Here is a 20,172-nt window from a genome sequence, read left to right on the forward strand (position 1 = left end):
GAGGTAGAAAATGGCATTCCAGCAAGCACTCAGCGGCCTGAACGTCGCCGGCAAGGCGATCGACGTGACCAGTCACAACATCGCCAACGCCAGCACGGTCGGCTACAAGGCGTCGTCTGCGCATTTTGCAGATGTGTACGCGGCCTCGCTGAACGGCTCCGGCGCCAGCCAGATCGGTATTGGTGTCAATCTGGCGGCGGTTCAGCAGCAGTTCACCCAGGGCAACATCACCGCGACCAACAACCCGCTCGATATCTCGATCAACGGTGCCGGCTTCTTCCGCATGGACAGCAACGGCGCGGTGACCTTCACCCGTAGCGGCCAGTTCCACCTAGACAAGAGCGGCTACATCATCAACGACCAGAACATGCGCCTGACCGGCTATCCGGCGCAGGCTGGGATCGTCGTGCCGTCGACACCGCAGCCGCTGCAGATTTCGGCGTCGGATCTGGCGCCGGTGGCGACCGGGACCAACGTCGCCAGCTCGTTCCGCGGCGTCAAGGCTAACGTCCAGCTCGATGCCCGTTCGACGACCCCGGAAGTGACTTGGGCTGACGCCGCGGTGCCGACCGGTGCGAATGTGGCTACCAATGTCACCGCCAACGGGGGCACTGCAGCGCAGGCGACGGCGGCGTCCACCGCCTATGATGCAGCGATCGCGGGTAGCCAGACCCAGGCGCAGGCCGCGCAGGCTGCTTACGACGCCGTGATCGCCGCCGGTGGTTCGGTGCTCTCGGCAACGGCGGCACGCACCGCCGGCATGAGTGGTGCCAATTACTCGCCGGACCCGCAGTCCTACAACTACTCGACGGCGCTGTCGATTTTCGACACACTGGGCAATGCCCACACGCTGACGATGTTCTTCGAGAAGACGACGGCTTCCGGTGAATGGGACGTGCACTTCACGGTCGACGGCACCAGCAACGACTATGTCACGGTCACTCCTGCTGGCACGCTGACCTTCGATACCCTCGGCCAGATTGCCAGCGGCAACCCGATGAGCCTGCAGATCGACCTGAACAACGTGATGGGCGCGCTCGGCAAGACCAATGGCGCCGATCCGGTGATGAGCTTCGACATCGATTTCACCGGCACGACGCAGTTCGGCAATTCCTTCGGTACCAACCGCCTCGAGCAGGACGGCTATACCGCCGGCAACCTGATCGGCCTGTCGGTCGGCAGCGACGGCATCATCCTTGGTCGCTACAGCAACGGCCAGACTTTCGCCCAGGGCCAGGTGGTCCTGGCCAACTTCACCAATCCGAACGGCCTGCAGTCGCAGGGCAACAATCAATGGACCGAGAGTTCCGACTCCGGGCCGGCCCTGATCGGGGCGCCGAAGACCTCCAGCCTCGGCGTGCTGTCGTCATCGACGGTGGAAGAGTCGAACGTCGACCTGACCTCCGAACTGGTCAACCTGATCACCAACCAGCGCAACTACCAGGCCAACGCCCAGTCGATCAAGACGCAGGATCAGGTCCTGCAGACCCTGGTCAACCTGCGCTGAGGCTGAACGGGTAAATCGCCATGGACCGTCTGATCTATACCGCAATGACCGGCGCCAAGCATGCGTTCATGCAGCAGGCCGGTACTGCGAACAACCTGGCCAACGCCAGCACGATCGGATTCAAGGCCCAGGAGCACCGTTTCCGGGCGGTCGAGGTCCAGGGCGAAGGCATGCCGACGCGGGCTTTTGCGGTCGACGCCTCGGTGGCCGATGTTTTCGACGAAGGTCCGCTGATGTTCAGCGGGCGCAGTCTCGATGTCGCCGTCCAGGGGCGCGGCTGGCTGGCCGTCCGCCTGCCGGACGGCAGCGAGGCCTACACGCGGGCCGGCAGCCTCGATGCCGACGTCAATGGCGAACTGCGTACCAAGTCCGGTCATACGGTGCTTGGCGATGGCGGTCCGATCACCATTCCGCCCGACAACAACGTCGAGATCGCTCCGGACGGTACCGTTTCGGTGATTTCGACCTTCGGCACGCCGAACAACGTCAATCCGGTCGGCCGGCTGAAGCTGGTCAATCCGCCGGAAGGCGATCTGGTGCGTGGCGCCGACGGGCTGTTCCGCATGCGTAACGGTCAACCGGCCCAGGTTGATGAAAATGTCCGGGTCGTGTCCGGCGCGCTGGAAGGCAGCAATGTCAATGTCACCGACGCGATGGTCAACCTGATCAGCCTGTCGCGCCAGTTCGAATTACAGATCAAGATGATGCAAACCGCGGATCAGAACGCCCAGCGTGCCGATCAGTTGTTGTCGCTCAATGGTTGATAGGAAAGAAAGATGATCCGTTCCCTGTGGATTGCCCGTACCGGTCTCGATGCCCAGCAGACCCAGCTCGATGTGCTTTCGAACAACCTCGCCAACGTCAGCACCAACGGGTTCAAGCGGGCACGCGCGGTGTTCGAGGACTTGCTCTACCAGAACATCCGCCAGCCGGGCGCCCAGACCTCGCAGCAGACGCAGGTGCCGACCGGCCTGCAGATCGGTACCGGCGCCCGACCGGTGGCGACGGCACGGATCTTCACCCAGGGCAACCTGCAGAAGACCGACAACCCGCTCGACGTCGCCATCAACGGCAACGGTTTCTTCCAGATACTGCTGCCCGACGGCACCACGGGCTATACCCGCGACGGTTCCTTCCACAAGGACAACCAGGGTCAGATCGTCACCGCTGACGGTTATCCGCTGCAGCCGAACATCACCATTCCCGCCGATGCCCTGACCATTTCGATCGGTACCGACGGCACCGTGTCGATCACCCAGCCCGGGTCGTCGGCAGTCACCGAGATCGGCACGATCCAGTTGGCGACCTTCGTCAATCCGGGCGGTCTGCAGAGCATCGGCCAGAACCTTTATCTGGAAACTGCAGCCAGCGGCGCGCCAACCCCGAACGCCCCGGGTGCCAACGGCGCTGGCATCGTCAACCAGCTCTATGTCGAGACGTCCAACGTCAATGTCGCCGAGGAGTTGGTGACGATGATCCAGACCCAGCGGGCCTACGAACTGAATTCCAAGGTGATCACGACGTCCGACGCGATGCTGGGACGCCTGACCCAGTTGTGAGGTGAAATCATGAAGCGCCTGATTCCGCTTGCCGCAATTTTCCTGGCCGCCTGCCATTCGGTGCCGCCGACCAATGTCCATCAGCCGATGACGATCCGGCCCGAGCCGAGGAATGTCGCGCCGGTCGCCAACGGCGCGATCTTCCAGGCGGTCGCCAGCCGGCCGCTGTTCGAGGATCGGCGCGCCCGTTTCGTCGGCGACACGATCACCGTCAAGATCACCGAGAATACCTCGGCCTCGAAGAAGGCCAGCAACAAGCTCGACCGCACCGGTTCGCAGACCGCCTCGATCAGCGCCTTCGCCGGCTTGCCAGTGAGCGGCCTCAGCGGGCTCGACATCTCCGGGCGCAGTGCCAACAACTTCAGCGGCAAGGGCGAGGCGGCAAACAATGCCGTTTTCAGCGGCAACCTGACGGTGACGGTGATCGACGTGCTGCCCAACGGCAACCTGCTGGTTTCCGGTGAAAAGCAGATCGCCATCGGCGACGAGCAGGAATACATCCGGATTTCCGGTGTGGTGAACCCGGCTTTCGTCGATTTCTCGAATACCGTCGATTCGGCCAAGATTGCCGATGCGCGCATCGAATACAAGTCGTCCGGACAGATTGCCGATGGCCAGGTGATGGGATGGCTGGCACGTTTCTTTCTTAGTGTTCTTCCGTTCTAGTCACTGTTTCACGGAAGGCCGCTCATGAAAACCTCGTCCGGCGCAAGAAAATCGATCGTCGTCGCCTTGCTCGCCTGCTGCCTGGGGCCGTTGTCGATGGCACCGGCAATGGCCGAGCGGGTCAAGGATCTGGCCACGCTGCAAGGCGTGCGCAACAACCAGCTGATCGGTTACGGCCTGGTCGTCGGCCTCGACGGGACCGGCGACCAGACGACGCAGACGCCGTTCACGACGCAGGCGATCGGCAACATGCTGTCGCAGATGGGGGTCAACCTGACTGCCGAACAGGCGGCCAAGCTGCAACTCAAGAACGTCGCCGCGGTGATGGTCACCGCCAGCCTGGCGCCGTTTGCCAAACCGGGTCAGGCGCTCGACGTCACCGTTTCCTCGATGGGCAATGCCAAGAGCCTGCGCGGTGGCACGCTGCTGCTGACGCCGCTCAAGGGGGCCGACGGGCAGATCTACGGGATGGCCCAGGGCAGCGTGATGGTCGGCGGCGTCAGCGGCGGTGCCGGCGGCGCCAGTGTCACGGTCAACCACCTTTCGGCGGGCAGAATCCCCGGTGGCGCCACCGTCGAGCGCGCAGTCGCGACGGCGCTCGGACAGGGCGGTTTCGTCTACTACGAGCTGGCCGAATCCGACTTCGGCACGGCCACCAACATGGTCGATGCGATCAACCGCAACATGGGCGCAGGCACCGCGCAGGCCATCGATGGCCGCCGTATCGCCCTGCGCGCGCCGGAATCGGCCGATGCGCGGGTCAGCTTCCTTGGCCGCGTCGAGAATATCGAAGTGCGCGCGGCAACTGCCCAGGCGCGGGTTGTCGTCAATCCGCGCACCGGTTCGGTGGTGATGAACCAGCGCGTCTCGCTGCAGCCCTGCGCGGTCGCCCACGGCAACCTGTCGGTGGTTGTCGATGCCGGCCAGGCCGGCGGTCCAGGACCGGATGTCCAGGTCAAGCAGGATGCCGGCAGCCTGGTCAGCGTCAAGGCCGGCGCCAACCTGGCGGATGTCGTCAAGGCGTTGAATTCGCTGGGTGCCAACCCGATGGATTTGCTTGCCATCCTTCAAGCGATGAAGGCGGCCGGCGCCCTGCGCGCCGAACTCGACGTCATCTGAGCCCGGCGATGACGGTAAAGATCCAGAACACGCCCAACCGGGCCGCGTTCGATGTACAGTCCTCGCAGGACCTGCGCAGCCAGTTCAAGAAGGACCCGCAAGCCGGTCTGAAGTCGGCGGCCCAGCAATTCGAGACGCTGTTCCTGCAGATGGTGCTGAAGAGCATGCGCGATACCGTTCCCAGCGACGGCTTGATGCATAGCGACCAGACCCGGTTCTACAACAGCCTGCTCGACCAGCAGATGGCCCAGAACCTTGCGACTTCCGGCAAGGGCGTCGGTTTCGCCCGCCTGATCGAGCAGCAACTCGGGCAGTACCTGGCCGGCGAGCAAACCGCCGGCGAAAGCGACGACCTGTCGGCAATCCTTGCCGGCAAGAATCCGCAATCCTTGCCGCCGGCCGGCGTCCTGCGCTATCAGCAGGTGCCTGGCAGCCTGCCGACCTCGGCCGATTATGCAGCCCGTGCCCAGATCGCCGCCACCGGCACGAGTGGTAGTACCAGCGAGGCTCCGGCGTCGGCCAAGGCTTTCGTCAACCAGGTCTGGCCGCATGCGGTCGAAGCATCACGGTCGACCGGCATTTCGCCGCAATTTCTGGTCGCCCATTCGGCGCTGGAAAGCGGCTGGGGCAAGAGCGAGATTCGGCGCGGCGATGGTTCGAGTTCGCACAACCTGTTCGGCATCAAGGCCGGCAAGGGGTGGACCGGTGACACGGTCGACGCGGTGACCACCGAATACGTCGACGGCAAGCCGGTGCAGACCGTCGAGAAGTTCCGTGCCTACGCTTCCTACGGCGAGGCCTTCCAGGATTACGCCAACTTGCTGCGCAACAATCCACGCTACAGCGGGGTGATCGGTTCGCAGGATGGCATGGAGTTTGCACGGCGATTGCAGAAAGCGGGCTACGCCACCGATCCGGCGTACGCGGAGAAACTGGGCGGCATCATCAACGGCCCGACCCTGCGTCAGGCACTGATCGGCTGATTTCCGCCTCAATTTTTCGGCCGAGCGGCCGTAAACCCCCATAGAGGTGAATCATGGGTACAGGACTTATCAGCATCGGCATTACCGGCATCCGGGCGGCACAGCTCGGCTTGCTGGCGACCGAGCACAACATCGTCAATGCCGATACCCCGGGCTATTCCCGGCAAAGCACCGTGCAGGCGACGAACAGCGCGATCACCACCGGCTCGGGGTCGATCGGCCAGGGGGTGAATGTCGTCACCATCAAGCGTCAGTACGACGCCTACCTGACCGGTCAGGTCAATACGGCGCAGACCCAGGTCAGCAACCTGAGCACGCTGGCCAGCCAGCTTTCGCAGATCGACGTCATGCTCGCCGATCCGGATGCCGGCCTGTCGCCTGCGCTGCAGAGCTTCTTCGCCGGGGTCCAGCAGGTTTCCTCGAATCCCTCTTCCCTGCCGGCACGCCAGTCGATGATGACCTCGGCGCAGACCCTGGTCACCCGCTTCAACAACCTCGATGCCCGCCTGACCGAAATCGGCGACCAGCTCAATGGCCGGATCACCAGCGCCGTCGCCGACATCAACTCCTACGCCAGCCAGATCGCCGATCTCAACCAGCGCATCGTGCTCGCCCAATCGGGTTACGCGCAGTCGCCGAACGATCTGCTCGATCAGCGCGACCAGCTGGTCAACGAGCTGAACAAGCTGATCAAGGTCAATACCAGCACCAATGGTGACGGCAGCTTCAATGTTTTCATCGGCTCCGGCCAGCAATTGGTGATCGGTGGCAAGACCGTAGAAATGACTGCGCAGGCCTCGAGCAGCGATCTGACCCGGATTGCGATCGGGCTGAAGACGGCCGGTGGCGTTCAGGAATTGCCGGATTCCCTGATCATCGGCGGCGAACTTGGTGGCCTGGTGAGTTTTCGCAGCCAGTCGCTTGACGCCGCGGTCAACGAACTCGGCCGGGTGGCCGCCTCGCTGGCGCTGACTTTCAACGCACAGTACAGCCTGGGCATGGACCTGAGTGGCCGAGTTGCCGGCGATGTCGGTTTTGTCGGCGAGCTGTTCAAGATTCCGACGCCATCGGTCGTGCCGAATGCCAAGAATGAAGGTGCCGGTAGTCTCAGCGCCACATTTCTGGCGCCGACAGCGCCGACCGCACCGGACTACACCGGCAATTTTTCGACCAGCATCACCACCAGCAACTACCAGGTCACCTTCGGTGCTGGCGGCAGCTACACCGTCACCCGCCAGAACGACAAGGCCGTCGTTGCCAGCGGAACCGGGCCGGGGGCGGTCAGTTTCGATGGACTGTCGCTGAACATCGCCGCGGTCGGGGCGCCCGGTGACCGCTTCATGCTCGAACCGGTCGCCGATGTGGCGAAGAACATCAGCGTCGATACCAAGGTCGTCGCCGACCCGCGCCTGATCAATGCGGCAGCCCCGGTCAGAACGACCAAGAATGTCGCCAACACCGGCGCCATGGTCATGTCCCAGGGCGTGGTCGGGGTCGGCTATTCGATTGCCGACCTGCCGCAAACGCTGACCGCCACGGCGACTCACCTGACCGGGCTGGCCGGCACCTGGACGGTCAAGTATTCGGATGGCAGTACCGCCACCGGGACCGGCAACATTCCGCTGACCAGCGGAACAGCAACGTTGGCCGGCATTTCGCGGAACGGCATGTCGTTCACGATTACCGGCCAGCCGGCTGCCGGCGACACTTTCGTCATCGAGCGCAATCAGAATGGTGTCCAGGATGGCCGCAATGCCCTGTTGTTTGCCGCGCTGCAGACGGCCAACACGACCAATGGTGGCACAGCCACCTACCAGACTTCCTATGCCCGGCTGGTTGCCGACAACGGTATCCGGACCCGCGAAGCCCAGGTCCGGCTCGAGGCCCAGGAAGCTGTTCTGGCACAGGCGCAGAATTCACGCGATGCCCTCTCGGCGGTCAACCTCGACGAGGAGGCCGCCAACCTGATCAAGTACCAGCAGGCCTATCAGGCTGCCGCCAAGATCATGGAAGTCGGCAACACCTTGTTCGACACCTTGCTGTCGATCCGCTAAAGGAGATTCATCATGCGCGTCAGTACCTCAATGATGTACAACTCCGGCTTGCGGGGCATATTGAACCTGCAATCCGAGTTGTATAAGGCGCAGAATCAGCTGTCTACCGGGCGGCGAATCCTGACGCCGGCTGACGATCCGATCGGTGCTTCCGAAGCGCTTGAGGTGTCGCAGTCGCAAGGGGTCAACAAGCAGTTCATCAACAACCAGAGCGATGCGGCAGTACAGCTGACCTTGGCCGAGTCGATCGTCGGCAGCGTTGGCGATACCCTGATCCGGGTTGCCGAACTGGCGACTCAGGCCGGCAACCAGATGTACGACGCAGCACAGCGCGGGATGGTCGCCGCCGAACTGAAACTGCACCTGCAGACGCTGGTCGGGCTGGCGAACACCCAGGATGGTACCGGACTGCACATTTTTGCCGGGACCAAGGCCCGTGAGGAGCCATTTGCCGTCAATCCGGCGGCAACGCCGCCGGCTACCGGTGCGACGGTGCCGGCCTACGGGCTGAGCAACACCCATGTCACCTACTCCGGCGATGCCGGGGTGCCGACCCTGCAGGTTTCAGCTTCGAAGACGATGGCGGTGTCGGAAAGCGGTATGGAAGTCTTCATGCAGGTGCGCGATGCCCAGGGCAATGTCGTTGGGCAGAGCATGTTCGATACGGTCAAGAACCTGATCGACCTGGTCGACCCATCGAGCGGGATGACGTTCACTACTGCCGAACTCGACCAGATGAAGACCAAGGTGCAGGCGACCATCGATCACGTGGCCAATGTCCGGGCCACGCTCGGCGCCCGCCTCAACGCGGTAGACGGCTTGAAGACGACGGCGTCCGACATCAACTATCTCTACGATGTCCGTCTGTCCGAACTGCAGGATCTCGACTATGCGGAGGCGATTTCCCGTTATACCCGCTACCAGACGCAGCTCGAGGCGACCCAGCTGACCTTCAAGCAGACCAGTCAACTCAGCCTGTTCAGCATCCTGTGAAAACGAGGCTGATCATTTCCCTGTGCGCGGTGGCGCTGCTGTCCGCCGGCTGCAAGTCGAGCGGCACCGGTGGCTTCAGCCTGGTGACCAACAGCAAGCTGGCGCTCGGCACGGCGGCCGGGGCTGCGCTGGCGATCCACCTGATCTACGACCCTCTCGCGCCGAACTGGGAAATCGAGGAAACGCGCCTGAGCGACGACAGTTACCAGCTGTCGATGAAGATGAAGCGTTTTCACACCGGCGGTGCCGGCGAGGCGCTGCAACTGCTCAAGCGGCGGGCGCTCCAGTTGCAGCAGGAGCAGGGGTTCGCCGGTTACCAGATCGCCAGTTACAGCGAAGGCGTCGATTCGCAGACCCTGTCCACGCGGCGGGTGGCGGAAGGCACGCTACGCTTCGTCCGTCATGAAGTGGCCGACTCGTTCGCACTCAACGGTAGTTACTGACCGGCACTGACGGCGAAACCGAGCATCGCGCGCAGGGCGTGGTCGTAAAGGGCCTGCAGCGGTACGGCCAGGTAGTTGAGGCTGAGTCCGATGGCGACGAAGCCACCGATCAGCGTCAACGGGAAACCCAGTGCAAACAGGTTCAACTGCGGTGCCGCCTTGGTCAGTACGCCAAGTGCGATGTTGGTGATCATCAGCGCCACCAGGACCGGCAGTGCGAGCAGCAGGCCGGCCGAGAAGATCTTGCTGCCCAGTTCGGCGATGTTGCGCCAGCTGTTCGGCGACAGCGCCTCGGGGCCGACCGGGATTGCGTGGAAGCTCTGCGCCAGCGTCGAGATGTAGAGCAGGTGGCCGTCGAGAGCCATGAACAGGAGCAGTGCCAGGAGGCCGATGAATTCGGCGAGCACCGGTGTCTGGGCGCCTTCCAGCGGGTCGTAGAAAGTTGCAAAACCGAGGCCCATCTGGAAGCCGATGTAGGTCCCGGCCATGTCGACGGCCGCGAAGACGACGCGGGCGGCGAAGCCCATCGCGATGCCGATCAGCATCTGCTGGCCGAGTATCCACAATCCGGCCAGCGACGCCGGCTGGACTGAGGGCATCGGCGGTAACGCCGGGGCGATCGCGATGGCGATGGCCAGGCCGAGCACCAGTCGCGTCTGACGGGGGATGCCGGCGGTACTCCACAGCGGCGCAGTTGCCACCAGGCCGAGGATGCGGGCCAGCGGGAAGGCGTAGAACGCGATCCAGGCGTCGATCTGGGCCGTCGTCAGGCTGAACATCTCAGCCGATCAGCTGCGGGATGCTGCCGAACAGGCGCTGGATGTAGTCGATCATGTACTGCAGCATCCACGGGCCGAGCAGGATCAGCACCAGGAAGATCGCCACCAGCTTGGGCACGAACTGCAGCGTCGCCTCGTTGATCTGCGTCGCCGCCTGGAAGATGCTGACGACCAGGCCGACCGCGAGAGCGGCGATGAGCATCGGCGCCGACATCATCAGCGTTGCCTCGATGGCCTGGCGGCCGATTTCCATCACGGTGCCCGGCGTCATATGTTGAAGCTCTGAACCAGCGAGCCGATGATCAGGTGCCAGCCGTCGACGAGGACGAAGAGCATCAGCTTGAACGGCAGCGCGACCATGATCGGCGACATCATCATCATCCCCATCGACATCAGGATGCTGGCGACGACCATGTCGATGATCAGGAAGGGAATGAAGAGGACGAAGCCGATCTGGAATGCGGTCTTCAGTTCGCTAATGACGAAGGACGGAATCAGGATGCGCAGCGGCACATCTTCCGGCTTCTCGATGCTGGTGATCCGGGCGACACCGGCAAACATGGCGATGTCGGCCTCGCGGGTATGCTTGAGCATGAAGGCACGCAGCGGCTCGACTGCGCGCTCGCCGGCCTGCATCACGTTGAGGCGGTTTTCCGAGAGCGGCACGTAGGCCTCGCTGTAGATCCGGTCAATCGTCGGCGACATGATGAAGAAGGTCAGGAACAGCGCCAGGCCGACGATGATCTGGTTCGGTGGCGCCGTTTGCGTGCCCATCGCGTGGCGCAGCAGCGAGAGGACGATGACGATGCGGGTGAAGCTGGTCATCATCAGGATCGCTGCCGGGATGAAGGTCATCGCCGTGAGCAGCAGCAGCGTCTGGATGGTCAGGCTGTAGGTCGTGCCGCCACCGCCCGCCGGCGTGCTGGTCAGCGCCGGCAGGCCGGCGCTCTGGGCAAGAACCTGGCCGGCCAGGGGCAACAGCGCCAGTGCCAGGAAAAGCTTATTGCGCACCTTGCCCCCGTTCGCGGATCGTCTGCAGCCAGTCGGCGAAGGCCGGCAAGGCACCTTCGGCAGCGTTGCCGGCGGTTGGCGTGCTGCCCTTGGGCAGGGTATGCAGGGTGCGGATCTGGCCGGGGACGATGCCGATCACCAGCCACTGTTCCTCGACCTCGACCAGCACGATGCGCTCCTTGGGGCCGAGGGCAATGCCGCTGATCACGCGCAGGTTGCCCTGGCCGAAGCGCTTGCCGCCGGATACCTTGCGCGCCGCCCAGGTGGCGGCGAAGAGCAGGCCGACGATGAGCAGCAGCGCAAAAGTGGCCTGCAGGTAGGTGCCGGCCCCGATACCGGGGGCGGCGGCGTCGGCGGCCAGCGCGGTCGACGGCAGCAGGGCGGAAATGAGGATGGTGCGCAGCACTTGGCGAAAACTGCAGGATGGGAAGTGCGCTATCTTAACCCAAACGCCGGGCAGTGCATTCTTGCGGTCGACGCCCGGAAATGACAAAAAATGCTAGCGGTTGATTTTGCGCATGCGCTCCGACGGCGTGATGATGTCGGTCAGGCGGATGCCGAACTTGTCGTTGACGACGACGACCTCGCCCTGGGCAATCAGCGTGCCGTTGACCAGCACATCCATCGGCTCGCCGGCCATTGCGTCAAGTTCGACGACCGAGCCGTGGGCCAGTTGCAGCAGGTTCTTGATGGTGATCTTGGTGCGACCGAGTTCGACGGTGATCTGGACCGGAATGTCGAGGATCATGTCGAGTTCGTTCATCACCCCGCCGGCTGCCGCCGGCCCGCCGAACGACGGGAAGATGTCGGCCGGCTGGTGGGCGGCGGGCGTTCCCATGCCGACCTCGCTCGGCGCCTGTTCGGCCATGGCGGCGGCCCAGTCGTCCTCGCTGATCTGCTCTTCGGTGGCTGTGCTCTCGGTGTTTTCCATTTCGTCAGACATTCTTTTCTCCCAGGAGGGGCTCGCCGTTGCTGCTTTCCGGCGGTGTCGCGATGAAGCGCTCGACCCGCAGCGCATACTGGCCGCTCTGCTGGCCGTAGGTGCACTCCATCAACGGCACGTTGTCGACCAGCGCCTCGATCCGGGGCGGGATGTTGATGGGGATCACGTCGCCCGGCTTGAGCTTGAGGATGTCGCGCAGCGACACCTTGCCCGAGCCCAACTGGGCGACGACTTCGACTTCCGCGCCCTGCAACTGTTTGCGCAGGGTACCGATCCAGCGTTTGTCGGTGGATAGCTGGTCGCTCTGCATCGTGCTGTAGAGCAGGTCGCGGATCGGCTCGAGCATCGAATACGGGAAACAGATGTGCATGTCGGCGGTGGCGCCACCGAATTCCAGGGTAAACGACGTCGAGACGACGATTTCCGAGGGGGTGGCGATGTTCGCGAACTGCGAGTTCATTTCCGAGCGGATGTACTCGAAATGAATGTCGTACACCGGCTTCCAGGATTTCGAGTACTCGCCGAAAACGACCCCGAGCAAGCCCTGGATGATGCGCTGCTCGGTGGCGGTGAAGTCCCGCCCCTCGACCCGCGTGTGGAAGCGCCCGTCGCCGCCGAACATGTTGTCGACGACGAGGAAGACCAGGTTCGGGTCGAAGACGAACAGCGCCGTGCCGCGCAGCGGCTTGGCTGCGACCAGGTTGAGGTTGGTCGGGACCACCAGGTTGCGGATGAATTCGCTGTATTTCTGGACGCGGATCGGGCCGACCGAGATCTCCGCGTTGCGATGCATGTAGTTGAACAGGCCGATGCGCAGATAGCGCGCAAAGCGTTCGTTGACCAGTTCGAGGGTCGGCATCCGGCCGCGTACGATGCGTTCCTGGGTGCCCAGGTTGTACGCACGGATGCCGGCATCGTCACCGCCCTCGGATTCCGGCTCGTCAGTCTCCCCGGTGACGCCCTTGAGCAGGGCATCAACCTCGTCCTGGGAAAGAAAGTCGCCGGCCATGGCTCCTTACTGGATGATGAAGGAGGTGAACAGCACGGACACCACCGGGCCTTCCGGCAGCACGATCTCGCCGCGCTTGTTCTTGGTCGGCGGCTCGATCGCGGCGTTGATCTCGCCCTGGATTTCGCTGGCCAGCTTTTCCTTGCCTTCCTTCGGCTGCAGATCCGAGGCCTTCTTGCTCGACAGCAGCAGGGTCACGTTGTTGCGGATGCGGGGCATCATCGCGGTCAGCATGGCTTGCGATTCAGGAGTGTCGAGCTCGACCGAGACGGCCACCTGGAGATACTGGTCGCCGGTTTCCGGGACCAGGTTCACGGTGAACGGGTCGAGATTGATGAAGGTCGGCGGTACCGATTTGTCCTTCTTCTTGGCCGGCTTCTTCTTGACGGTTTCCTCGGCCACTTCCTCGTCGTCGAGATCCTCGCCGTCGTGCTTGCTGCCCATCAACAGGAAGGCCGCAGCGGCGGCGCCGACGAGCAGGACGACGACCAGGACGATGATGATCAGCAGCTTCTTGCTCTTTTTCGGTGGGGCTTCCGCCCCTTCTTCGGCAGGCTTTGCGTCCTTGGCCATGCTTCTCCCTCTCTAGTTCGGTGTTCAGGCAAACAGGTCAACCATTCCTCTGCCGCGCTGGGCAGGGAGGACTGTGCTGCCAGTCTCCACGTGCGTGTCGGCCGAAAGTATAGCGTCTTCGTTGAAGCTGCGGGGCGTCTCGCCGAACTGGCCGGACGATTGCTGCTGCGCCTGCTGCTGTTGTTGCGCCTGCGAACCGACGTTCGACTGGCCGAGGTTGATGCCGGCGCCGGAGAGCATTTCGCGCAGGCGCGGCATCGCGTCTTCGAGCGCCTGACGGACTTCCTGGTGGGCGCTGACGAAATGTGCCGTCATCTGGTCGCCGTTCAGGCTGATGTTGATCTGGATCGGGCCGAGTTGTGCCGGCGTGATGTTGATCTGGGCGTTCTGGACATCACCGCGAGCCAGCCAGACGACCTTCTCGCCCAGTTGCTGGGCCCAGCGCGGATCGTGCAGCGGCGTCGCGATGCTGGGCTGGGCGTCGCTGCGGGCGGTCGTCTGCGTCCGCTCCTGGGCGGCCAGCGCATTGGCGAAGTGGCCGGGGGTGACGATTTCGGTTTCGCCGGCAAGTTTTGCCGCCTCGCCGTTGCCGGTCAGCGGATCGGCGGCAACCTGCTGACGCTGGCCGAGGAGGTTGAGGACCGTTGGCGCCTGTTGCCGGCTGCCGTCGCCGACGGTCAGTCCGCCGCTGCCGGCAGCGCGGCCGATGTCGGCGGTGTTGCCGGCTTCGCTGGCCGGCTTGGCCGCCGCATGCGCGGCCAGCGCGTCGAACAGCGCGATGGCATCGAGCGGTGCCTCGTCACTGTCTTCTTCGCCCTGGCTGGCAATGCTGTCGCCGGCAGCGTCCTTGCCCGGCAGGCCGGAGATGGCGAGCGAGATCGGATTGCTGCCGTTCTGCAGGAACTGACTGAGGTCGCTCACCTGGCCCGCCAGCAAGGCGGCAAACTCGGCGGCTGCTCCGGTCGTGGTGCCGGCACTGCTTGCACTGCCGGAAGCGGCGGCGTTGCCGCTGGGTGCAAGTGCGGCGGCGGTAGTGACGGTGATGCCCATGTTGATTCCTGGAAGAAAATGACCTGCCAGCGTTAAAGCAAGTGGCGTGCCCAGTTCTCAGTCGTCTGCTTTGGTATCGCCGCGGGCGTATTTCCGGGCCGAGAATTCGTCGAGGATTTTCTGCGCCCGCTTTTCCTCGAGCTGCCTTTCCCGGGTTTCATGGCGCACCGCCAGGGTGTCGATGGCCTTCAGTCGGGTATTTTGCTCCTTCCAGTGCTGTTGACCGTGACTGGTGTTGCTTTCGCTCTGCCGGACCACCGCCGTCTGCTGGCCGATGGCCTCGTCGATGCGGGCGAGGAAGTCCTGGTAGTTGGCCAGCACCGGCCGGGTCATGCCCTGGGCAATGGCGTCGCGCAGGCGGTCGGCGTATTCGGCGCGGTACTGCTCGAGCATCTGCAGCCGGCTCCTGGCATTCTGTTCGGCGGCGATCAGCTGGCCGAGCTGACGCGTTGCCTCGTCGGCCCGGTTCTGCATCAGTTCGAGCAGCGGCTGCAGCGAAAAAGGCTGGCTCATGGCTTATCAGCTGAACAGCGTGGCCAAGTGACCGATGCTCGTCGGGAAGTCGGACTTCTCATCGAGCTTTTGCTGGAGAAAGGCCTCCATCCGCGGGTACATGGCGATCGACTGGTCGAGCACCGGATCGGAGCCGGGGGCGTAGGCGCCGACCGCGATCAGGTCGCGCGAGCGCTGGTAGCGCGAGAACAGCACCTTGAAACGGCGGATCTGGTCGAGCTGGGTGTTCTCGATCAGGTTGACCATCGCCCGGCTGATCGATTGCTCGATGTCGATCGCCGGATAGTGGCCGGCGTCGGCGAGGGCACGGGTGAGCACGATGTGGCCGTCGAGGATGGCGCGGGCCGAATCGGCGATCGGGTCCTGCTGGTCGTCGCCTTCGGCGAGCACGGTATAGAAGGCGGTGATCGAACCGCCACCCTCGGGTCCGTTGCCGGCGCGCTCGACCAGTTGCGGCAGGCGGGCGAAGACCGACGGCGGATAGCCGCGGGTGGCCGGCGGTTCGCCGATGGCCAGGGCGATTTCGCGTTGCGCCATGGCGTAGCGGGTGAGCGAATCCATGATCAGCAGGACTTGCTTGCCCTGGTCGCGGAAGTATTCGGCGATCGTCGTGGCGTAGGCGGCGCCCTGCAGCCGCATCAGCGGGCCGGTATCGGCCGGGGCGGCGACGACGACGGCGCGACGCATGCCCTCGTCGCCGAGGATGTGCTCGATGAACTCCTTGACCTCGCGGCCGCGTTCACCGATCAGCCCGACGACGATGACCTCGGCTTCGGTATAGCGCGCCATCATGCCGAGCAGTACCGACTTGCCGACGCCGGAGCCGGCGAACAGGCCCATCCGCTGGCCGCGGCCGACGGTGAGCAGCGAGTTGATGGCACGGATGCCGACGTCCAGCGGCTGTTCGATCGCTGCCCGGCTCATCGGGTTGATCGGGCGGCTCTGCAGCGGCCGCGCCTGGGCCGCACGCAGCGGTCCCTTGTTGTCGAGCGGACGGCCGACGCCGTCGAGAACGCGGCCGAGCAGTTCGTCGCCGACCGGTACCTGCTTCGCCCGGTCGATGGCCCGCCGTTTCTGGTGACCCGGCTGGTCCACCTGGGGCGGCGGACTGGGGGCGTCGAAGGGCACGACGCGGGCGCCGGGGGCAAGTCCGTACACCTCGTCGGACGGCATCAGGTAGAGCTTCTCGCCGGCGAAGCCGACGACTTCGGCCTCGACCGGCGCACCGCTGGCCGGGTGGATGCGACAGGTGCTGCCGAGCGGCAGCTTCAGCCCGGAAGCTTCCATGACCAGGCCGTTGATCCGCGTCAGTCGTCCGCTCGGCCAGATCGGCTGGGCGTTGCTGGCGGCATCGCCGCAGCCCTGCAGGAAGCGTTGCCAGCGCTCGAGGTGGGGGATCGGCGGAATCAGCGGATCTGCCATTGCTCGGGATCGACGCCGATGGCTTCGAGCACTCGTTGCCAGCGGGTTTCCAGGCGGGCGTCGATTTCGCTGTTGCCGGACTTGAGAATGCAGCCGCCAGGCGTCAGGGCGCTGTCGGCGACCAGATGGATGGTGCCCTGGGTACCGAGTTCGCCAAGGCCTTCGCGCAGGCTGTCGACGTCGTCGGGATGGGCGTGCAGGCTGATGTTGCCGTGGTGCAGCGGCAGTGCCTGCATGGCTTCGCGGATCACCGGCAGGAGCAGTTCACGGCGCGTGCGCAAGGTGCTGCCGATGACCAGCGAGGCGACCTCCAGGGCGAGGTCGAGCGCCTGTTCGGCAATGACCTGGTCGAAAGCCGCCAGCGCTTCCCGGAATCCGACGGTCAACGCCGCCAGACGGGCGATTTCCAGTTCGCGCTCGGCCTGCATCGCAGCGGCTGCCGCCTGCCGTCCTTCTTCGAGGCCGGCCAGGTAGCCTTCCTGGCGGGCCTGTTCGTGGATCTGCTCGATGTCGTCGGCGGTCGGCAGGGTCAGCGGGCCACTGACCGGCTCGCCGGCCGCTTCGTCAACCACCGGCGGTGTTTCGACAGGGAGGTCGACGGGGGGAGCCGCTGCCTCGGTGGCTGGTTCGTCGAAGGCATTGGCCTGCCAGCGCTGGTAGGCGGCCAGCTGTTCCTTGGGGATGACACCGGACATGGAATCAGATCATCTGTTCGCCGCCGGCACCGCCGAGGACGATCTGGCCTTCGTCGGCCAGGCGGCGGACGATCTTGAGGATTTCCTTCTGCTCCGCCTCGACTTCCGAGAGGCGGACCGGGCCCTTCGATTCCAGGTCCTCGCGCAGCATTTCGGCCGCCCGTTGCGACATGTTCTTGAAGATCTTCTCGCGCAGCTCGGGCGAGGCGCCTTTCAGGGCGAGAACCAGCGAGTCCGACTGGACTTCGCGCATGATCATCTGGATCGAGCGGTCGTCGATCTCGAGCAGGTTCTCGAAGACGAACATCTCGTCGAGAATCTTCTGCGCCAGGTCGGGGTCGTATTCGCGGATCGCGTCGACCACCGAGGTTTCGTTGGCCGTGCCGATGAAGTTGAGGATCTCGGCGACCGTCCGCACGCCGCCCATGGCGGTCCGCTTGATGCTGGTCGAGCCGGAGAGGATGCGCAGCATCGCCTCGTTGAGTTCGCGCAGCGCTGCCGGCTGAATGCCCTCGAGCGTGGCGATGCGCAGGACCACGTCGTTGCGCAGGCGCTCGGTGAAGTGGTTGAGGATTTCGCTGGCGTGATCGTGCTCGAGGTGCACCAGAATGGTGGCGATGATCTGCGGGTGCTCGTTCTTGATCAGGTCGGCGACCGTCTGCGCGTCCATCCACTTGAGCCCCTCGATGCCCGAGGTTTCGCCGCCCTGAAGGATGCGCGAGATCAGGTTGGAGGCCTTGTCGTCGCCAAGCGCCTTGGTCAGCACTGAACGGATGTAGTTGTCGGTATCGACATGTACCGCCGAATGCTCTTCGGCGTTCTTGTGGAATTCGTCGAGCACCGATTCGACGGTCGTCCGCGGCACCGTCTTCAAGGCCGCCATGGCGTGGCCGAGTTTCTGCACCTCGCGCGGTCCGAGGTGCTTGAGCACTTCGGCGGCGTGGTCTTCGCCGAGCGCGATGAGCAGCGTCGCGCTCTTTTCCAGTCCGTCTTCAGCTGGCATTGCCGCCCATCCATTCCTTGATGATGTTGGCTACCGCCTTCGGATCGGCCTGCGCGAGATCGCGCGCCTTCTGGACCTTGGCGGCATAGTGGTCGATCTGCACGTTGTCCTGGATTTCCTCGCCGTCCTCGCCGATCACGGCGACATGACCGGCAGCGCCGGCGACGCCGCCGGGCGTGTCGAAGTCATCCTCGGACGCCGGGGCCGGGAACATCGTCTTCAGCGACGGCTGGATCACCTTGAAGTAGAGGAAGGCGATGATCGCGGTGATCAGCAGGTACTTGACCAGTTCCTTGATGTAGGAAACGTTCTCCGGATCCTTCCAGGCCGGCAGGCTGATGTCTTCCTTCTCGGTGCCGGCGAAGGGCGCGTTGGCGACCGAGATCGAGTCGCCGCGCTCCTGGCTGAAGCCCATGGCCTCGCGGACGAGGTCGTTGATCTGCTTCATCTCGGCCTCGGCCAGCGGCTTGTTGACCTCCTTGCCGCTCTTGGCGTCGATTTCCTTGCGGTGGTTGACGACGACCGCCGCCGTCAGCCGGCGGATCGCACCCATGCCCTGCTTGGTATGGCGGATCGTGCGGTCGACCTCGTAGTTGATCGTCGAGTTCTTGCTGGTGTTGATCGGTTGGCCGGCGGCGTTGAGCGGTGCGGTGACACCGGCGGCGTCGATGCGTCCCTGGATGTTGCCGGGCTGATTGGCGCCGGTCGCCGGGGGGCCGCCGGTGGCGGGCACGGTCAGCGGGGCGGTTGCCGGTACCGGCGGCTGGTTGGTCAGCGCACCGGGGACGCCGCCGGTCGCCTGATTGACACTGGCCGTCTCGTTGTTCTGCTGGCTGCGGATGACGCTGGCTTCCTGGGCGGCGTTCGGGCGGAAGGTCTCAGCCGTCTGCTCGCTTTGCGAGAAGTCGATGTCGGCGGCGATCTGGACCTTGAAGTTGTCGCTGCCCAGGACCGGCTTCAGGATCTGTTCGATGCGCCCGATGATGCCGTTCTCGATCTCGCGGACGTATTTCAGCTGGGTGGCGTCGAGTCCGGCCTCGGTCAGCTTGTTCTTCAGCGTCGACAGCAGCGCGCCGTTCTGGTCGATGATGCTGACGTTGCTCGACTGCAACTGCGGCACGCTCGACGAGATCAGGTGGGTGATGCCGGCGACCTGCGCGCCATCGAGCGCGCGTCCCGGGTAGAGGTTGAGCATCACCGAGGCGGTCGGCTTCTGCTCTTCGCGCACGAACACCGACGGCTTGGGAATCGCCAGATGCACGCGCGCTGCCTCGACCGCACCGATCGACATGATCGTCCGCGCCAGTTCGCCTTCGAGCCCGCGCTGGTAATTGACCTGCTCGGCGAACTGGCTGATGCCGAACTTCTGGTTCTCCATCAGCTCGAAACCGACCATGCCGCCGCGCGGCAGTCCTTGTGACGCAAGCTTCAGGCGGACTTCATGGACGCGCTCGTTGGGCACCATGATGGCGCCGTTGTTCGACATCCGGTGCGGGATGTTCTGCTGTTCGAGGATGGCAATGATGCTGCCGCCGTCCTTCTCGCTCAGGTTCGAGAACAGGACCTTGTAGTCGGGCTGCCGGCTCCACAGGATGGAGCCGACGATGACCGCGACGATCGCGGCGATGGCCACGATGAGGCCCACCTTCTGTTGCCCGCTCAGGCGATTGAAGGCCTCGCGCAGGCGATCCACCTGGTTTTCAGGTGGTGCGATTCCTGCTGTGGTTTCGGTGCTAGCTGCCATCAAATGCCGGTTCGATCAGGGGAAACAGAAGAAGAATCAATCGGGAAGCCAAATTTTCCTAGAAATATTCTACTATTACCCGCGCTGAATGCACCCTAAGTTTTTA

General features: G+C 64.1%; 22 protein-coding genes. 9 read left to right on the forward strand and 13 right to left on the reverse strand.

All coding sequences use genetic code 11. The features are described 5' to 3' along the window. Window positions 1-10: 10 nt before the first annotated feature. From DFR40_RS14610 to DFR40_RS14650, 9 genes are read left to right on the forward strand one after another with little or no spacing between them, the layout of a single operon-like run. On the forward strand, window positions 11-1,507 hold the full coding sequence (locus DFR40_RS14610; RefSeq protein ID WP_121459232.1) for a flagellar hook protein FlgE: 1,497 nt from the start codon (window positions 11-13) through the stop codon (window positions 1,505-1,507). A gap of 20 nt (window positions 1,508-1,527) precedes the next feature. After that, a complete protein-coding gene (locus DFR40_RS14615) occupies window positions 1,528-2,271 on the forward strand; it encodes a flagellar basal body rod protein FlgF (protein WP_121459233.1) in 744 nt (247 codons plus the stop codon). A gap of 12 nt (window positions 2,272-2,283) precedes the next feature. Beyond that, complete coding sequence (gene flgG, locus DFR40_RS14620) at window positions 2,284-3,066, forward strand: flagellar basal-body rod protein FlgG (RefSeq protein ID WP_121459234.1); 783 nt, start codon at window positions 2,284-2,286, stop codon at window positions 3,064-3,066. 9 nt (window positions 3,067-3,075) lie between these two features. Continuing rightward, the gene (locus tag DFR40_RS14625; protein ID WP_121459235.1) at window positions 3,076-3,732 is read left to right on the forward strand and encodes a flagellar basal body L-ring protein FlgH; all 657 of its coding nucleotides are present in this window, start codon (window positions 3,076-3,078) and stop codon (window positions 3,730-3,732) included. A gap of 24 nt (window positions 3,733-3,756) precedes the next feature. Then, window positions 3,757-4,851 (forward strand): flagellar basal body P-ring protein FlgI, encoded by a 1,095-nt coding sequence (locus DFR40_RS14630; RefSeq protein WP_121459236.1) that lies wholly within the window; start codon window positions 3,757-3,759, stop codon window positions 4,849-4,851. Window positions 4,852-4,859: 8 nt separating this feature from the next. Beyond that, a complete protein-coding gene (gene flgJ, locus DFR40_RS14635; protein ID WP_121459237.1) occupies window positions 4,860-5,834 on the forward strand; it encodes a flagellar assembly peptidoglycan hydrolase FlgJ in 975 nt (324 codons plus the stop codon). 53 nt (window positions 5,835-5,887) lie between these two features. Then, window positions 5,888-7,888, forward strand: a complete 2,001-nt coding sequence (flgK, locus tag DFR40_RS14640; RefSeq protein ID WP_121459238.1) for a flagellar hook-associated protein FlgK — start codon at window positions 5,888-5,890, stop codon at window positions 7,886-7,888. 12 nt (window positions 7,889-7,900) lie between these two features. Beyond that, window positions 7,901-8,881 carry a flagellar hook-associated protein FlgL gene (gene flgL, locus DFR40_RS14645; protein WP_121459239.1) on the forward strand — a complete coding sequence of 327 codons (981 nt, stop codon included), beginning with the start codon at window positions 7,901-7,903 and terminating at the stop codon, window positions 8,879-8,881. After that, the gene (locus tag DFR40_RS14650; RefSeq protein WP_121459240.1) at window positions 8,878-9,324 is read left to right on the forward strand and encodes a hypothetical protein; all 447 of its coding nucleotides are present in this window, start codon (window positions 8,878-8,880) and stop codon (window positions 9,322-9,324) included. The genes flgL and DFR40_RS14650 overlap by 4 nt, the downstream gene beginning before the upstream one ends. Here the strand turns inward: DFR40_RS14650 and fliR are convergent. The 13 genes from fliR to fliF form a co-directional block, all read right to left on the reverse strand. Beyond that, window positions 9,318-10,103 (reverse strand): flagellar biosynthetic protein FliR, encoded by a 786-nt coding sequence (gene fliR / locus DFR40_RS14655; protein WP_121459241.1) that lies wholly within the window; start codon window positions 10,101-10,103, stop codon window positions 9,318-9,320. The genes DFR40_RS14650 and fliR overlap by 7 nt on opposite strands. A 1-nt stretch (window position 10,104) precedes the next feature. Continuing rightward, window positions 10,105-10,374 (reverse strand): flagellar biosynthesis protein FliQ, encoded by a 270-nt coding sequence (gene fliQ / locus DFR40_RS14660; protein ID WP_121459242.1) that lies wholly within the window; start codon window positions 10,372-10,374, stop codon window positions 10,105-10,107. Continuing rightward, window positions 10,371-11,114 (reverse strand): flagellar type III secretion system pore protein FliP, encoded by a 744-nt coding sequence (gene fliP, locus DFR40_RS14665; protein ID WP_121459243.1) that lies wholly within the window; start codon window positions 11,112-11,114, stop codon window positions 10,371-10,373. The genes fliQ and fliP overlap by 4 nt, the downstream gene beginning before the upstream one ends. Then, a complete protein-coding gene (gene fliO / locus DFR40_RS14670) occupies window positions 11,104-11,520 on the reverse strand; it encodes a flagellar biosynthetic protein FliO (RefSeq protein ID WP_211329811.1) in 417 nt (138 codons plus the stop codon). The genes fliP and fliO overlap by 11 nt, the downstream gene beginning before the upstream one ends. A 93-nt stretch (window positions 11,521-11,613) precedes the next feature. Further along, on the reverse strand, window positions 11,614-12,057 hold the full coding sequence (gene fliN / locus DFR40_RS14675) for a flagellar motor switch protein FliN (RefSeq protein WP_121459244.1): 444 nt from the start codon (window positions 12,055-12,057) through the stop codon (window positions 11,614-11,616). Further along, a complete protein-coding gene (gene fliM / locus DFR40_RS14680; protein WP_121459245.1) occupies window positions 12,050-13,066 on the reverse strand; it encodes a flagellar motor switch protein FliM in 1,017 nt (338 codons plus the stop codon). The genes fliN and fliM overlap by 8 nt, the downstream gene beginning before the upstream one ends. Window positions 13,067-13,072: 6 nt before the next feature. Beyond that, a complete protein-coding gene (locus tag DFR40_RS14685; protein WP_121459246.1) occupies window positions 13,073-13,639 on the reverse strand; it encodes a flagellar basal body-associated FliL family protein in 567 nt (188 codons plus the stop codon). Between the two features lie 24 nt (window positions 13,640-13,663). Next, on the reverse strand, window positions 13,664-14,689 hold the full coding sequence (locus DFR40_RS14690; RefSeq protein ID WP_121459247.1) for a flagellar hook-length control protein FliK: 1,026 nt from the start codon (window positions 14,687-14,689) through the stop codon (window positions 13,664-13,666). Window positions 14,690-14,746: 57 nt separating this feature from the next. Continuing rightward, window positions 14,747-15,202, reverse strand: a complete 456-nt coding sequence (gene fliJ, locus DFR40_RS14695; RefSeq protein WP_121459248.1) for a flagellar export protein FliJ — start codon at window positions 15,200-15,202, stop codon at window positions 14,747-14,749. Window positions 15,203-15,208: 6 nt separating this feature from the next. Continuing rightward, window positions 15,209-16,624: a flagellar protein export ATPase FliI gene (gene fliI / locus DFR40_RS14700; RefSeq protein WP_121459249.1), complete on the reverse strand. Its 1,416-nt coding sequence runs from the start codon at window positions 16,622-16,624 to the stop codon at window positions 15,209-15,211. After that, on the reverse strand, window positions 16,609-17,319 hold the full coding sequence (locus DFR40_RS14705; RefSeq protein WP_121459250.1) for a flagellar assembly protein FliH: 711 nt from the start codon (window positions 17,317-17,319) through the stop codon (window positions 16,609-16,611). Before DFR40_RS14705 ends, fliI begins: the two co-directional genes overlap by 16 nt. A 4-nt stretch (window positions 17,320-17,323) precedes the next feature. Further along, a complete protein-coding gene (gene fliG / locus DFR40_RS14710) occupies window positions 17,324-18,322 on the reverse strand; it encodes a flagellar motor switch protein FliG (RefSeq protein WP_121459251.1) in 999 nt (332 codons plus the stop codon). Continuing rightward, window positions 18,312-20,015, reverse strand: coding sequence for a flagellar basal-body MS-ring/collar protein FliF (gene fliF, locus DFR40_RS14715; RefSeq protein WP_245985697.1), 1,704 nt, complete (start codon window positions 20,013-20,015; stop codon window positions 18,312-18,314). Before fliF ends, fliG begins: the two co-directional genes overlap by 11 nt. Window positions 20,016-20,172: the final 157 nt, after the last annotated feature.

The organism is Azonexus fungiphilus (assembly GCF_003634965.1).
Lineage (GTDB): Bacteria > Pseudomonadota > Gammaproteobacteria > Burkholderiales > Rhodocyclaceae > Azonexus > Azonexus fungiphilus.